This window comes from Stutzerimonas stutzeri KOS6 (genome assembly GCF_000307775.2).
Taxonomy (GTDB): Bacteria; Pseudomonadota; Gammaproteobacteria; order Pseudomonadales; family Pseudomonadaceae; genus Stutzerimonas; species Stutzerimonas stutzeri_B.
On sequence record NZ_KK020675.1, the window covers coordinates 219,624 to 233,095 of the forward strand.

A 13,472-nucleotide genomic window follows, 5' to 3' on the forward strand; every position below is an offset into this window, starting at 1 on the left:
ATGTACTCAAGACTCCTGGTTCCGCTTGACGGAAGTCCCACCGCCAATTTGGCACTCCACCACGCCTCAGTGTTGGCACGCCTGAGTGGTGCAACCATCATCTTGCTGCACGTCATCGAGGAGATGAAGCACAGCAACGGCTTCGAGAGGCCGAGAATCTACATTGAAAAAGTGAGGCCAGGCTTCCTGGCGGCCGGGCAGAAGCTGCTCGACGAGGCGGCGCTCCGGCTGAGACAGGAAGGCCTGACGGTAGAGACCGTCCTTCTGGAGAGCAAGGGCGAGCGCGTCTCTGTGCTCATCGCGCAGCAGGCACTGGCCACCGAATGCGAGCTGGTGGTGTTGGGCACTCACGGACGCCGGGGCGTGGACAGGCTGCTGCTGGGAAGCGATGCCGAGCAGCTCGCTCGCATCGCACCGGTTCCCGTGATGCTGGTACGCCAGCCCCATTCTGTCATTGCTACTGCAACCCCTGGGCACGGTGGCATGCCAGCGTGACGAAAGTTCAGCCCACTGACCTCGCTGAATGGAGGCTCAGAGTCGCAGCTACCTTGCTGCTGCTGTCGCTGAGTGCCTGCGCGCAGGCACAGTCCTGCCACCGTGACAATCCGCTGCGCTCGACCGGAACGCTCAATCTGCGGATCGACAACGACATGTTCGGCGGCATGGGACAGGATCAAGGGTACTCCAACGGGTTTCTCGCCAGTTGGGTTTCCCCCAACCTCGTGGACTATAGCGATGACCCTTGTCTACCGCGTCTCGTCCGTGGGCTGAATCGCTTTCTCACGATGCTCCAACCCCAAGGCTTCGACGAACAGAACATGACCATCGGCTTCGGGCAGATGATGTACACCCCGAACGACAAAACGCGCAGCGATCTCATCAAGGATGATCGTCCTTTCGCGGGCGCCTTGATGTTGAGCCTTGGCTATAACGCGAGGCGGGGCGATACGCTGCGCACTTCGCAACTCCGCGTGGGGGTGGTGGGGCCCTCCTCCCAGGCCAGGCAAGTCCAGAACTGGTGGCATGACACCGTCGGAGTGGACAGATTCAATGGCTGGAGACATCAACTGCGCGACGAACCCGTGCTGCAGTTGCTCCACGAACGCCGAACACGAGTCATCAGGCAAGAAAACGTCAGCGGTTGGGGTTGGGATCTGACCCGCCACTGGGGCGGCAGCTTGGGCAATTTCGCCACCTACGCGAATGTCGGCGGAGAACTGCGCTATGGCCTACGCCTGCCGGACGACTTAGGCACCGCACCGCTGCGCCCGGCTGGAGAAAACACCTCGCCCGTGCGTAAGACCGCTGGCAGCAACTGGAACGGGCACCTGTTCGTGGCACTCGACGGTCGCTGGGTTTTGCACGACATCACGTTGGACGGCAATACGTTCAAGTCCAGTCATAGTGTTGATAAACGGCCATTCGTGGCCGATGTGGGCTATGGCATCGCGATGACTCAGGGCAACTGGCGCATCGCGATAGCCCGCTACCACCGCACCCGCGAATTTCGTGGACAAAAGGAAATCCCGGTCTACGGAACGATCACCGTAGGACGGCGATTCTGATGCAGATCGATTCCTTGAACGCCATGCAAGCCACTCTGTTGCTGTTCATGACAAGAGCCTGGTTGCTTGTGGAGCTACCACGTCGACGCAGTACTGCCAATGCCGTCGTCATTAGCCAGTTGGCAAGGTGAACACAGCGAGCTGAACGATAAGGCACCCGCGCTCGATAAGAGACCAAGGACAACAAATAAGGAGATAAATGGATGCAACGACTCACCCTGGCCCTACCCGGCAACGAAGATCTGGCCCGCGGCATCGCGCAGGCATGCGGCAGCGAAGCCGGCCGCATCGAAACGCGCCGATTCCCCGATGGCGAGAGCTATGTCCGGTTGCATGGCGAACCTGCCGATCGGATCGTGGATGTGATTTGCACGCTGGCCCATCCTGATCCGCAGTTCCTGCTTCTGGCTTTTGCCGCTGACGCGGCGCGCGAACTTGGCGCGCAAGAGGTGAACCTGATCGCACCGTATCTGGCCTACATGCGCCAGGACAAGCGATTCCATGACGGAGAAAGCGTGACGTCGCGGTCCTTCGCACGTCTGGTCTCATCGACCTTCGACAAGCTGCTCACGGTGGATCCGCATCTGCACCGCTATCCGACACTATCAGCGGTCTACACGATCCCCACCATCACCTTGCATGCCGCACCACTGCTGGCCGACTGGATCGCGAATCATGTCGAAGAACCTTTGATCGTGGGCCCCGACGAGGAAAGCGAGCAGTGGGCCGGCGCCATCGCGTCCCGCATCGGCGTACCGCACGCTGTGCTTCGCAAGACACGCCATGGCGATCGCAGCGTGGACATCGATGTTCCCGACCTGTCGATCTGGCGCGGCAGAACGCCGGCGCTTGTGGACGACATCGCATCATCAGGCCGCACGCTCGCCGAGCAAGGAATGCGCAAGCCGGAGTGCGTAGTGGTGCATGCCCTGTTCGCCGAGGATGCCTGGGCCCAATTGACACCGTTGTTTGCCCGAATTACGTCCACCGACGCAGTACCGCATCCGAGTAACCGGATTGGTCTCGCTTCGCTGATTGCCGACGCTCTCTCTAGCGGGAAAACCGATCCGCGAGGCTGATCTTTTTATCGATCCAACTATTTTCAAGGAGACCTGAAATGTCCTCTCAAGCTAACCTCGCAACCGATTGGCGTGCTGGTTACGGGCCCATCGCGCACAGGTCTGAAACCATCGAACGTATGCAGGCCCTAGTGCAACGTCTGGTCGCGCAAAGGCGTATAGCAGACGAAGCCTCGGCCCATGCGCTGCTGGCTGCAGCCGACCGGGTGGCCTGCACGGCCATGAGCGTAGTGGCGCATATGACCTATGCCCGGCGCATCGACCGAAGCGGCTGCCCACTGGGCTCCGATGATTTCAAACAAACGCCCGAAGGCCACACCGGCGGCTCGCTCAACATGGTGCCAGCCTTCGTGGGTTATCTGTTGGCCAACGCGCTGACCGGGACGACACGCGGCTGGCTCATGGGGCAGGGGCACTGCGTGGCCGCGATCGAGGCGGTGAACGCACTGACCGGCGATGTATCCGCCGCCCAGCGTGGACGCTACGACCGCAGCGAGGCGGGCCTGTCGCTCCTGATCGCGGACTTCTACTCCTATGCCATCGATAAGCAGGGTCGGCCCGCGGTACCGCTGGGTAGCCATGCCGGGCCGAACACGGCCGGCGCGATCTCCGAAGGCGGCTATCTGGGGTTCGCCGGGCTGCAGTATGTGCACACGCCGTTGCCGGGAGAAAGCCTGGTGGCATTCCTCAGTGATGGCGCTTTCGAGGAACAACGTGGCTCGGACTGGGCGCCGCGCTGGTGGCGCGCCGAGGACTGCGGCTTCGCCATCCCGGTCATGATTCTCAACGGACGGCGCATCGAGCAGCGCACCCAGATCGTGCAGGAAGGTGGCGCTACCTGGCTGGCCGAGGACCTGCGCCACAACGGCTTCGATCCGGTCATCGTTGATGGACGTGATCCGATGGCGATCGCATGGGCCATTGTTGAAGCCGAAGACACGCTGAGCGCCTTCGCCGCACGCTCGGATCGGCGCTATCCGGTCAAGCTGCCCTACGTGATCGCCGAGACGGAGAAAGGTTTTGGCTTCCCGGGCGCGGCGACCAATGCCGCCCACAACCTGCCGCTGAACGGCAATCCGCGCGAGGATGCGCAGGCACGCGAGGCCTTCAACGCAGGGGCTGCGGCGCTGTTCGTGCCCGAGAGCGAACTGGAAAACGCGCTCACCGTCCTTGCGAATCACGGCCAGAGCCAGCGCTCGCGCGAAAGCGAGCACCCCATGGCCCTACGCCATCCAGCGAGCCCTCATCTGCCGATGCCGGCCTGGGCGCCAACTGAGGTATCGGGCAGCGCCATGTCCGCACTGGACCGTTGGTTCGTGGAGCTAGTGCAGGCAAATCCACAGTTGCGCATCCGGATCGGCAATCCCGATGAACTGGCCAGCAACAAGATGGGGACCACGCTAGCGCTGCTCAAGCACCGCGTCAACGTGCCCGAACCCGGCGTCCCGGAATCGACGGATGGCTCGGTGGTCACCGCACTCAATGAAGAAGCCGTTGCGGCCGCCGCCCTCGCCAACAAAGGGGGGCTGAACCTGATCGTCAGCTACGAGGCATTCGCGGTCAAGATGCTTGGATTGATGCGCCAGGAGATCATCTTCGCGCGTCGGCAGAAGGAGCTGGGCCAGCCGCCAGGCTGGATCTCCGTCCCGCTGATCGTCACATCCCACACCTGGGAGAACAGCAAGAACGAGCAGTCACACCAGGACCCGACCATTGGCGAAGCATTGCTGGGGGAGATGTCGGACACCGCACGCGTGTTGTTCCCGGTGGATGCCAACACGGCGTCCGCCGCGCTGCGAGCGGTCTACGCCAGCCGGGGCCAAGTGGCCTGTGTGGTGGTCTCCAAGCGCGACACGCCGAATCACTTCAACGCCGCCGCCGCTCAATCGCTGGTTGAGCACGGAGCAGCCCATGTAGCCGGCGATCCGGCTACAGCACAACTGCAGTTCGTGGTGATTGGCGCCTACCAGTTGGAGGAAGCGTTCAAAGCCCACGCCCGCCTGGAGCGCCATGGACTTGCGTCGTGCGTCACTGTAGTGATCGAACCCGGCCGCCTGCGCATTCCGCGAGATGACCTTGAGGCCACCTTCGTGGTCGGTGACGAAGCCCTGCAAGCACTCTTCCCGCCTCACTTGCCTCGCGTGTTAATAAGCCATACCCGCCCAGAGCCGATGCTGGGTGTGCTGCGCCGCATTGACAGCGGCACCTCGAAGACGCGGGCTTTGGGCTACATCAACCGCGGCGGCACGCTCGATGTGGCTGGAATGTTGATCGCCAACCGCTGCACCTGGGTGGACGCCATCTATGCCGCTGCGCAAGTGACCGGCCGGAACAGTTCGCAGGTTGCTGCGGCCGCGACCGACGAGCGAATTTCAAGTGGTTCTGACGCGGTCCGCGGCGACCGCGCCGGTTCCTGATTTCACAACCCACAAACAAGAGGGGAGACAAATACATGCTCTCATTGACCAGCCTGGGCGGTGCCGGCACCGTCACCGGCTCCAAACACCTTATCACCCATGGCAATACCCGCATCTTGATCGACTGCGGACTGTTCCAGGGATTGAAAAACCTGCGCGAACTTAACTGGCAGCGCCTGGCAGTTGAGCCCAAGGACATTGATGCGGTCGTATTAACGCATGCGCACCTGGATCATTGTGGGTATCTGCCCCGATTGGTGCTGGACGGGTTCCGCGGGAAGATTTTCTCGACCTCAGCCACGCGAGATGTCGCCGAACTCATCCTACTCGACAGCGCCTGGTTGCAGGAGAAGGACGCCGATTTCGCCAATCGAAAAGGATTTTCCAAACACAAGCCAGCCCTTCCGCTGTATCGGGTTCGGGATGCAGAACGTACGCTCCTGCAGTTCAAACCGGTGCCGCTGCATCAAGAGACTGAATTGCCGGGCAATGCCCGTCTACTGCTGCGCAGCGCCGGTCACATTCTTGGGGCGGCGACGGCTCAGATCGACATTGGCGGCAAGCGTTTGGTGTTCTCCGGCGACTTGGGACGCTTTGACGACATGGTCATGCCTGATCCTGAACCAGTCACGGAAGCGGACTACATCATCATCGAGTCCACCTATGGCAATCGTCGTCATGACCGTTCCGATGCCGTCGAAGCGCTGGGCGACATCATCGAGCGCACGACTCGCCGCGGAGGCACGGTGGTAATTCCCGCTTTTGCCGTGGGACGAGCGCAGTCGTTGATCTACGACTTGTGGCTGCTGCGACAGCGCGGTCGGCTCCGCAACGTGCCCGTCTATCTGGACAGTCCGATGGCCACCAACGCAACTGTGCTGCTGCACCGCCACTCCGACGACCACAAGCTCACGCAACACGATTTCGAGGCCGCATTTTCGGAAGTCAAATACGTGCGCGACGTTGAAGAGTCCAAGGCACTATCGGCGAATCGCTACCCCAAGGTGATTATTTCCGCCAGCGGCATGGCCACAGGTGGCCGCGTGTTGCATCACATAGAAGCGTTTGGCGGCATTCATCAGAACACGCTGCTGTTCTCTGGATTTCAGGCCGCAGGTACGCGCGGACGCAAACTGCTTGAGGGCGCTCGCGAAGTCAAGATTCATGGACGCTGGATGCCGATCAATGCGGAGGTCGCCGAGCTTCCGATGTTGTCGGCTCATGCCGACAGCGATGAACTGATGCGATGGCTGGGCGGCTTTACCCGGGCGCCGGAAGGGGTGTTCATTGTTCATGGTGAATCCAATGCCTCCGAGGCGCTGCGCGAACGTATTCAGCGCGAACTCAAATGGCACGCATCGGTGCCCATGCAAAACCAGGAGTTCGCCCTGTGAGTGCCCGCATCACTCCCCAGACACCCGCCTTGCAAGCGTCACGCATGCGACTGCATGCCCAGCATCAACCTGTCGTCTTGATGCGTACCGATTGCCATGTCTGCCGTGCCGAAGGGCTGGCACCGCGGTCACAGGTACTGATCATTGCCCGCGACCGTACTGTACAAGCGCTGCTGTACCAAATCGACAGCGATCTGCTCAAGACTGGACAGATCGCTCTGTCGGAGGCCGCCTGGGATGCCTTGGGCATTCATGAGGGCGATCTGGTGCAGGTTCGGCATCCGCCGATGCTCGAATCGTTGTCGGCCGTGCGTGCGCGAATTCACGGCCACCGACTGCAGGCGACGGAGTTGCAGGCGATCGTCCGTGATGTGGTCGATGGTCGCTATACCGATGTCGCACTTTCGGCCTTCCTGACCGCAACGGCGGTACTGCCTCTGGATATGCAAGAGACCATCCATCTCACCCGTGCGATGGTCGATGTCGGGGATCACCTGCAATGGCAGGCTCCGATTGTTGTGGACAAGCATTGCGTGGGCGGATTACCGGGAAATCGCACCACGCCGTTGGTGGTTGCCATAGCCGCAGCCAATGGATTGTTGATGCCCAAGACCTCATCACGCGCCATCACCTCTCCCGCCGGCACGGCGGACACCATGGAAACGCTGGTTCCTGTAGACCTGGGCCTGGATACGCTCAGAAAGGTCGTGGAAAAAGAGGGTGGATGCGTGGCGTGGGGCGGCGCGATGCACCTCAGCCCCGCGGACGACATCTTCGTGCGCATTGAGCGTGAACTGGATATCGACACGCAAGGACAACTGATTGCCTCGGTGTTGTCCAAGAAGATTGCGGCAGGGGCGACCCACATCGTGATTGACATTCCGGTTGGGCCAACCGCAAAAGTCCGCAGCCAGGAAACGGCCGAGCATCTTGCATATCACCTTTCGGAAGTCGCCGCGTCATTTGGCCTTGTATTGCGTTGCCTGTTTACAGACGGCAGCCAGCCTGTCGGCAGAGGTATCGGCCCAGCGTTGGAAGCACGCGATGTGTTGGCGGTATTGCGCAACGAGGCTGATGCGCCACAGGATCTACGTGACCGTGTGGCGATGGTGGCGGGTGCGGTACTTGAGCTTGGCGGCGTCGCCAAAGAAGGGGATGGAATTCGATTGGCTCACGAGACGATCAGCAGTGGCCGCGCCTGGGAAAAATTTCAGAGGATCTGTGCCGCTCAGGGGGGATTTCGTGAGCCACCCCAAGCTCTTTACGTCGAACCGCTTTTGGCAACCACTACGGGACGAGCAGTACACATCGACAACCGGAAACTTTCCCGTTTAGCCAAATTGGCCGGAGCGCCAGAGAGTCCGGCCGCAGGGATTCAGTTGCAGGTTCGCCTAGGGGACGAGGTAACAAGCGGGCAACCATTGATGTTTTTGCATGCGCAAACGTCTGGAGAGATGGCCTATGCACTCGCATACGTACATGACATTGGTGACATTGTAAATATTGAACCGTAGCGCCGTAGATATACAGGGCTCTTGAGCGCTTGGTCAATCAGAGCCCGGCATCTCGTTTGGAAAAGTTGAACGCCTACGACTCGTGCTCAAAGAACATATGCCACATACATCGCTTAAAAGCAGTTTTCAACCTGCATGGCGTGAGCAAATAGAAGGAGGTTGTCAGCGCCTGAATAGGAACATTGCTCATGGAACTGCGACACTTGCGTTGCTTTATCGTTTTGGCCGAAGAGCTTCATTTCACACGCGCCGCTGAGCGCCTGCATATAGAGCAATCCCCCTTGTCTCGAACTATCAAAGAGCTTGAGGACGAGCTAGGGGTTGTGCTCTTCGATCGGAATCGCCGGGGCACAGCGCTGACCCCTGCTGGCGCCGCCTTCTTACAGGACATCCGCAGGCTGTTCACTGTCCTGGAGCAGGCACAGGAGAACGTTCGAGCGGTCGCAGCAGGCTTGCGAGGGAACCTGCGCATTGCCGTCTCCGATGGTGCGACCGACCCTCGGCTCTCGGCGTTTCTGGCCCGTTGCCGCGCCGAGGAGCCGGAGGTCGAGATACGTCTGTCCGAAGTGCCTTTGGCCGAGCAATTGCGCGGCTTACGATCAGGCGACTTCACGATCGGGTTCGCGCACACCGCCGACGTCGGTGATGGCATTGTTGCGGAACCGATCTGGCGAGACCCGCTGGTGCTTGCTGTGCCAGCCCGGCACGAGTTGCTCGCCCACAGGGAGGTTCCACTTCATGAACTCGGGAGCCACCCGCTCGTCTTGTGCGATCCACAGGTGTGCGAGGGGTACTGCCACCAACTGGCACAGCTCCTGCAGCCTCTGGAGCACAAGCCAAATGTCGTTGAGCACGCGTCCTCGCTGGACATGATGCTCACCCTTGTCGGTGCAGGCTACGGCGTCGGCTTCACAACGACGACCAGGATCGCTGGCTACCAGCGTCCGGATGTTGTGATCCGTCCCTTGGCGATGGAATCCGCAGTCATCACTACCTACTTGCTTTGGTCCGAAAACAGCAGTATGTCGGTTTCGCTGGAGCGATTCATCGCTCGCCTACGCGACCGTTTGGGCGACTGACGGCGCCATCCGCAGACGGCCAATCTCAAGAATCGGTGCCAGAACCAAGGTTGCGCTCTGTTACAGCCATCAGTTCGGCAGCACTTATCCCGAGCGCGGCGGCAATTTTCAGTATCAGAGCCAGCGTAGGCATATGCTCTCCACGCTCGATCTTGCCCATGTGCGAGCGCGCGACCCCAGCCAAGCCTGCCAGCTTTTCCTGACCGACTCCTTGTTCCAGGCGTGTGGCACGCACCGCTTTTCCGAAGGCCAGCGCTGGCTCGGCTTCAAATGTGGTTGTGCCTGGGGGACGGCCTTGTGAAATTGGACGCTTCTGCATTGACAGAAGCGTCGATCAGCCAAGAGAATTTAACCACGTTAAACTTAACTCATTGCTATCATATTGGGTTATTTTTTGACCCGATAGCTTCGTGGGGCTCTCATGCACGACGCCACAAACCGGTTGTCCCATTTCAAGCTCGCGATAGCGCCTGGTGTGCCGTCATCACGTCTCTCTAAGCTGCTTGCGCTGCAGCGCGCGGAGGAACCGGAAGTCACCATCGCGTTTTTCGAGGTCACGGCGGACGATCTGGTGGCAGGGCTTCGTGAAGGCCGTTACGACGCAGGGATGTCGCTTCAGGGCTTGGCCGATCCATCCCTGAGCAGTCAGCCCCTGTGGAGCGAAAGCATGGCCGTTGCCCTGCCGTTGCGGCTCCCTTTGCTGGATCAGGCAACGCTCACAATTGCCGGGTTGCAGGACTACATGGTGTTTCGCTGGCAAGCAGAGGCCTGTCCCTTACTGGATCAGAGGTTGTCCTCCTTCCTACCGGAAGACCAACGGAACATTCGGTACATGACTTCGTTCGAGCTGCTGGCTCTATGGGTGGCGGCGGGCTATGGCGTCGGCTTATCCGCGCAATCGCACATCGAGCATGCTCATGGATGGGGAATCAGCATGCGACCACTCTCTGATGGTCCCTACGAAATCGTGACGCACCTGCAGCGTCCCCACGGGCCAGCCAATTCTGTTTCTGAGCGGTTCGAGCGCAGAGCACTGCAGATTGCCAAGGCTGGCGCAGCCTGATCCCGAGCCTGGCGACCGGGACAGTCCCACCCCGGTCGCCAAGTCGCACCGTCGGCGTTCAAGCCCCTTCAAGCACCACGGTGCTATCCACCAACCGGCGGACACTCTGCCGCACCTGTTCGGGGATAGGCCGCGGCGAGACAGTCTCGGGGGCATCTGCATGCTGCTGATCGCCCGCGATGGTTCGGACGACTGCGACCAGATTGGTCGGTGTCACCACATCGATGGCCGCGCGATCCCCCAAATCCGGGTGTGGCCGGGTCAGCATGCGGTAAAGCTCCCAGGAGTCCGCTTCCGGGCACTGGTTCATGAGCACCAGAGCCAGCTTGTGCTTGAGCGGCACCAATTGCCAATCGGGAACACGCTGCCCCCGGTTGCCTAGACTGATGGACAGCAGCTTGCCCGCCTTCAACTCGCGGTTGATCTGGTCCTTGGACTTCCCGGCCAGCTTGCCGAACAGAGGAACCGGAAGGTTGTTCGGCGATTCGTAGATGGCGAGCATTTCCTCGCGCTCGCGCTGGATCGCGGACACTTCCGGCTCTGGCGTCCGGGTGGGGGGCGGAGGCACTTGCGACAGCCGCTGGAACGTGGCCCCGGCGGTGTTCGGCGTCACGATGATGGGAGTAGCCACCACAGGCGGGACGGGGACTGCAGGGGAAGCCTCGACGATGGCAGCGGCATCTTCCGCTTCTACCATTGCCGGCACCCCTTCGATATGGATGGTGAGATGCGCGCTCGCAGCCTCCACCTGGCCCTGTTCGAGCAGGTCGAGGCGGTCGGCCCAGTCCTGCATCATCCGGCGGCGCGGCTCCACATACTTGGCGTGGTTGTAGGCCGAACTCACCTTGTTCGGGTCGGAGTGCGAAAGCTGCGCGTCCACCCAAATCTTGGGGTAGCCGATCTCGTTGAGCGCCGTAGAGATGGTTCCGCGGATGCCGTGGCCGGTCAGTTGATCCTCGTAGCCCATCCGTTTCAAGGCGGCGTTGAGGGTGTTCTCGCTGATGCGCTTCTTGAGGTCGCTGCGATGCGTCAGCAGGTACTGCTGGGCCGGCCGCATCACCCCCAGGAGGTAGCGCAAGATCTCGATGGCCTGGAGGGACAGCGGCACGATGTAGGGCGGCACATCCTGCGGGCGCTTGCCGGCCTTGCGCATCTCGTCCTGAAGCTGCTTGACGATCTGCGGCGGGATGATCCACAGACCACGGTCGAGGTCGAACTGATCCGGGGTCGCCAGCCGCAGTTCGCCGGTGCGCACCCCGGTCAGGAACAGCAGCCGGATGCCGAGCTGGGTTTGCCAGCCGCGAGGGTTGTAGAGCCTGAGCTTCTGGAGAAATTCGGGAAGCTCGGGCAGATGCAGGTAAGGGTTATGGTTCACCGGCGGTTTGGGCTCCGCCACCACGTCCAGGTCCGTAGCCGGATTGGTTTCCATACCCTCGACAATGACCAGAGCATAGCGGAACAATTGTCCCAGCCAGGTGCGGACCTTTTCAGCGGTAGTGAAGGCCTTGCGCTGCTCGATCCTTGCCAGGACACCCAGAAGCTGGGGCCGGCGAATGTCGTAGATCGACATCCTCCCAAGGCTGGGCAGCACGTCCTTGTCGAAGATACGGAGGATCTGGGAGAGCGTGCTTTGCCGACCTTCCTTGAGTTCCTTGCGGCGATGCTCGACCCAGGCGTCGAAGACCGCCTTGAAGGTGTAATCGGAAGCCAGTTTGACCGCATGCCGTTTCTGCTTGCGGTCGGTGTGGGGGTTGATGCCCTTGGCCAGCAGCGCCCGGGCCTCGTCGCGCAGGGCACGAGCCTCGCGCAGGCCGATCTCCGGGTAGTTGCCCAGGGAGATGCGCTTTTGTTTGCCGAGCCAGTAGTAGCGCAGGTGCCACGACTTGCCGCTGGTAGGGGCGACCACCAGGCCGAGGCCGTCGGTGTCGGGGATGCTGTAGGTTTTGTCGGCGGCCTTAGCTTGCCGCACAGTCAGATCAGAGAGTGCCATCATCGAGCTCCTAAGTTGCGACTTAGGCTCAATGCTCGTCACGGCTCCCCTCCAACCCCAGCAACAATCCGGAACCTGCACCCCCCGCATTCTTTGGCCTCAATTTTGGCCTCAAAAACGCTGGCTGTTGGTGGATTTCCATGGCTTTTGCTGGAATGAAAAAAGGGCCTTTCGGCCCTTTTTTCAACGACTTACAGACGCCAGTGGAAGTCTGTAGATCATAACTTGGAGCGGGAAACGAGACTCGAACTCGCGACCCCGACCTTGGCAAGGTCGTGCTCTACCAACTGAGCTATTCCCGCAAATATGGCGTCCCCTAGGGGACTCGAACCCCTGTTACCGCCGTGAAAGGGCGGTGTCCTAGGCCACTAGACGAAGGGGACGCTGCCCGGAAACTACAGCTTTCTTCCGGCTTGCAGCGCTCTGTTTCGCGCTTCACGCTGCAAGTGGCGCGCATTCTATGGAGCCATCAGGGAGTCGTCAAGCATAGTTTCAAAAATATTTTCATGGCATCACCATGCGGCGCCGAAAGCTATCGGCCACATCACCAAGCCACTACACTCAGGCGAAAACTCAGCGGCTCGAGAGGTCAGTCAAGTGTCTCCACTCATGATCACAGGATTGATCCTGACCGGTTTGCTCCTTCTGGTCGTCATCGTCTATTTCATACAGATCGTCGAAAAGGGCAATCTGGAGAAAGCCCGCAGACGTGCAGACCTGACTGACCGTTGCCGCCGCTGCGCTCATCTGTCCGACGAACTTCCCGGACAGATGATGACACCCGCCCTCAAGCTGCTGTTGACGCAACTCGAATTGAACCTGAGCGAGCGCTTGCTGGCGCTGGACAAGCGTGACGATCAACTGAGCGCACGCATTCAGGTATTGCGGAACGAGACGACCAAGGGCGAATCGATCGAAGTGAGAAATCCTGCGCGCCAGATTGTTACCGAGACGCAGGCCAAGGAGAGCCGCTTCATGCTCGAGGATCTGCATGCGCAGATCGTTCGTGCAACCAAGGACGGACTGCTGCAGCAGGTAGAGGCCAAGCGCTGGATCCAGGACATTCAGCGGATGCTGGCGATACTGCACATCGAATATTTCACAGGGCTCGGTCGACTGGCATTGCAGCAGAGCCAGCCACAACGCGCACGCCTGGCCTTCGAGCGGGGCATTCAGCATATACGCCGGCAACCCTCACCCGCGCCCTACCGGGCGCAGCTGGAACAGCTGGAGGCACTGCTCGAACACTCGAGCGCCCTGGTGCTGCAGCATGAGCCGGCGAGGACCGTCACGCCCACATCGAGTGCGCTGGAGGAGGGCCTGGAGTCGCTCGGCGATGATGATCTCTGGAAGAAGAATAATCTCTACTGA

At 60.6% G+C, this 13,472-nt stretch carries 11 protein-coding genes and 2 tRNA genes; 9 read left to right on the forward strand and 4 right to left on the reverse strand.

Features of this window, described 5'->3' with window-relative positions; genetic code table 11:
- The 7 genes from B597_RS24960 to B597_RS24990 all read left to right on the forward strand — a co-directional run bounded on the left by B597_RS24960 (position 1) and on the right by B597_RS24990 (position 9,048).
- A complete protein-coding gene (locus B597_RS24960) occupies positions 1–495 on the forward strand; it encodes a universal stress protein (protein WP_003296534.1) in 495 nt (164 codons plus the stop codon).
- Between the two features lie 53 nt (positions 496–548).
- A complete protein-coding gene (locus B597_RS24965; RefSeq protein WP_003296535.1) occupies positions 549–1,565 on the forward strand; it encodes a lipid A deacylase LpxR family protein in 1,017 nt (338 codons plus the stop codon).
- A 203-nt stretch (positions 1,566–1,768) separates the two neighbouring features.
- Positions 1,769–2,644: a ribose-phosphate pyrophosphokinase gene (locus B597_RS24970; protein WP_003296536.1), complete on the forward strand. Its 876-nt coding sequence runs from the start codon at positions 1,769–1,771 to the stop codon at positions 2,642–2,644.
- Positions 2,645–2,682: 38 nt separating this feature from the next.
- Positions 2,683–5,061 (forward strand): phosphoketolase family protein, encoded by a 2,379-nt coding sequence (locus tag B597_RS24975; protein WP_003296537.1) that lies wholly within the window; start codon positions 2,683–2,685, stop codon positions 5,059–5,061.
- Between the two features lie 35 nt (positions 5,062–5,096).
- Positions 5,097–6,455 carry an MBL fold metallo-hydrolase RNA specificity domain-containing protein gene (locus tag B597_RS24980; protein WP_003296538.1) on the forward strand — a complete coding sequence of 453 codons (1,359 nt, stop codon included), beginning with the start codon at positions 5,097–5,099 and terminating at the stop codon, positions 6,453–6,455.
- A complete protein-coding gene (locus B597_RS24985; protein WP_003296539.1) occupies positions 6,452–7,969 on the forward strand; it encodes a thymidine phosphorylase family protein in 1,518 nt (505 codons plus the stop codon). The genes B597_RS24980 and B597_RS24985 overlap by 4 nt, the downstream gene beginning before the upstream one ends.
- Before the next feature lie 188 nt (positions 7,970–8,157).
- The gene (locus B597_RS24990) at positions 8,158–9,048 is read left to right on the forward strand and encodes a LysR family transcriptional regulator (protein WP_003296540.1); all 891 of its coding nucleotides are present in this window, start codon (positions 8,158–8,160) and stop codon (positions 9,046–9,048) included.
- Between the two features lie 25 nt (positions 9,049–9,073).
- Here B597_RS24990 and B597_RS46180 read toward each other — a convergent pair whose 3' ends face one another.
- Positions 9,074–9,367, reverse strand: coding sequence for a helix-turn-helix domain-containing protein (locus tag B597_RS46180; RefSeq protein ID WP_003296541.1), 294 nt, complete (start codon positions 9,365–9,367; stop codon positions 9,074–9,076).
- Positions 9,368–9,469: 102 nt separating this feature from the next.
- On the opposite strand from B597_RS46180, the gene B597_RS24995 reads away from it, so the two are divergent.
- Positions 9,470–10,111, forward strand: a complete 642-nt coding sequence (locus B597_RS24995) for a LysR substrate-binding domain-containing protein (RefSeq protein WP_003296542.1) — start codon at positions 9,470–9,472, stop codon at positions 10,109–10,111.
- Positions 10,112–10,169: 58 nt separating this feature from the next.
- Here B597_RS24995 and B597_RS25000 read toward each other — a convergent pair whose 3' ends face one another.
- From B597_RS25000 to B597_RS25010, 3 genes are all read right to left on the reverse strand, one after another.
- Positions 10,170–12,101: a tyrosine-type recombinase/integrase gene (locus B597_RS25000; protein ID WP_015879529.1), complete on the reverse strand. Its 1,932-nt coding sequence runs from the start codon at positions 12,099–12,101 to the stop codon at positions 10,170–10,172.
- 226 nt (positions 12,102–12,327) lie between these two features.
- Positions 12,328–12,403, reverse strand: a tRNA-Gly gene (locus tag B597_RS25005).
- Positions 12,404–12,408: 5 nt separating this feature from the next.
- Positions 12,409–12,484 (reverse strand) — tRNA-Glu (locus B597_RS25010).
- Positions 12,485–12,710: 226 nt separating this feature from the next.
- Between B597_RS25010 and B597_RS25015 the strand changes: the two genes are divergently transcribed.
- Positions 12,711–13,472 carry a hypothetical protein gene (locus B597_RS25015; protein WP_024161581.1) on the forward strand — a complete coding sequence of 254 codons (762 nt, stop codon included), beginning with the start codon at positions 12,711–12,713 and terminating at the stop codon, positions 13,470–13,472.

Excerpts from the sequence above, each read along its gene's own strand:
- B597_RS24995 (WP_003296542.1), top strand. The coding sequence starts at position 9,470 with ATGCACGACGCCACAAACCGGTTGTCCCATTTCAAGCTCGCGATAGCG.
- B597_RS25015 (WP_024161581.1), top strand. The coding sequence starts at position 12,711 with ATGATCACAGGATTGATCCTGACCGGTTTGCTCCTTCTGGTCGTCATC.
- B597_RS25000 (WP_015879529.1), bottom strand. The coding sequence starts at position 12,101 with ATGGCACTCTCTGATCTGACTGTGCGGCAAGCTAAGGCCGCCGACAAA.
- B597_RS46180 (WP_003296541.1), bottom strand. The coding sequence starts at position 9,367 with ATGCAGAAGCGTCCAATTTCACAAGGCCGTCCCCCAGGCACAACCACA.
- B597_RS24975 (WP_003296537.1), top strand. The coding sequence starts at position 2,683 with ATGTCCTCTCAAGCTAACCTCGCAACCGATTGGCGTGCTGGTTACGGG.
- B597_RS24990 (WP_003296540.1), top strand. The coding sequence starts at position 8,158 with ATGGAACTGCGACACTTGCGTTGCTTTATCGTTTTGGCCGAAGAGCTT.
- B597_RS24960 (WP_003296534.1), top strand. The coding sequence starts at position 1 with ATGTACTCAAGACTCCTGGTTCCGCTTGACGGAAGTCCCACCGCCAAT.
- B597_RS24970 (WP_003296536.1), top strand. The coding sequence starts at position 1,769 with ATGCAACGACTCACCCTGGCCCTACCCGGCAACGAAGATCTGGCCCGC.
- B597_RS24980 (WP_003296538.1), top strand. The coding sequence starts at position 5,097 with ATGCTCTCATTGACCAGCCTGGGCGGTGCCGGCACCGTCACCGGCTCC.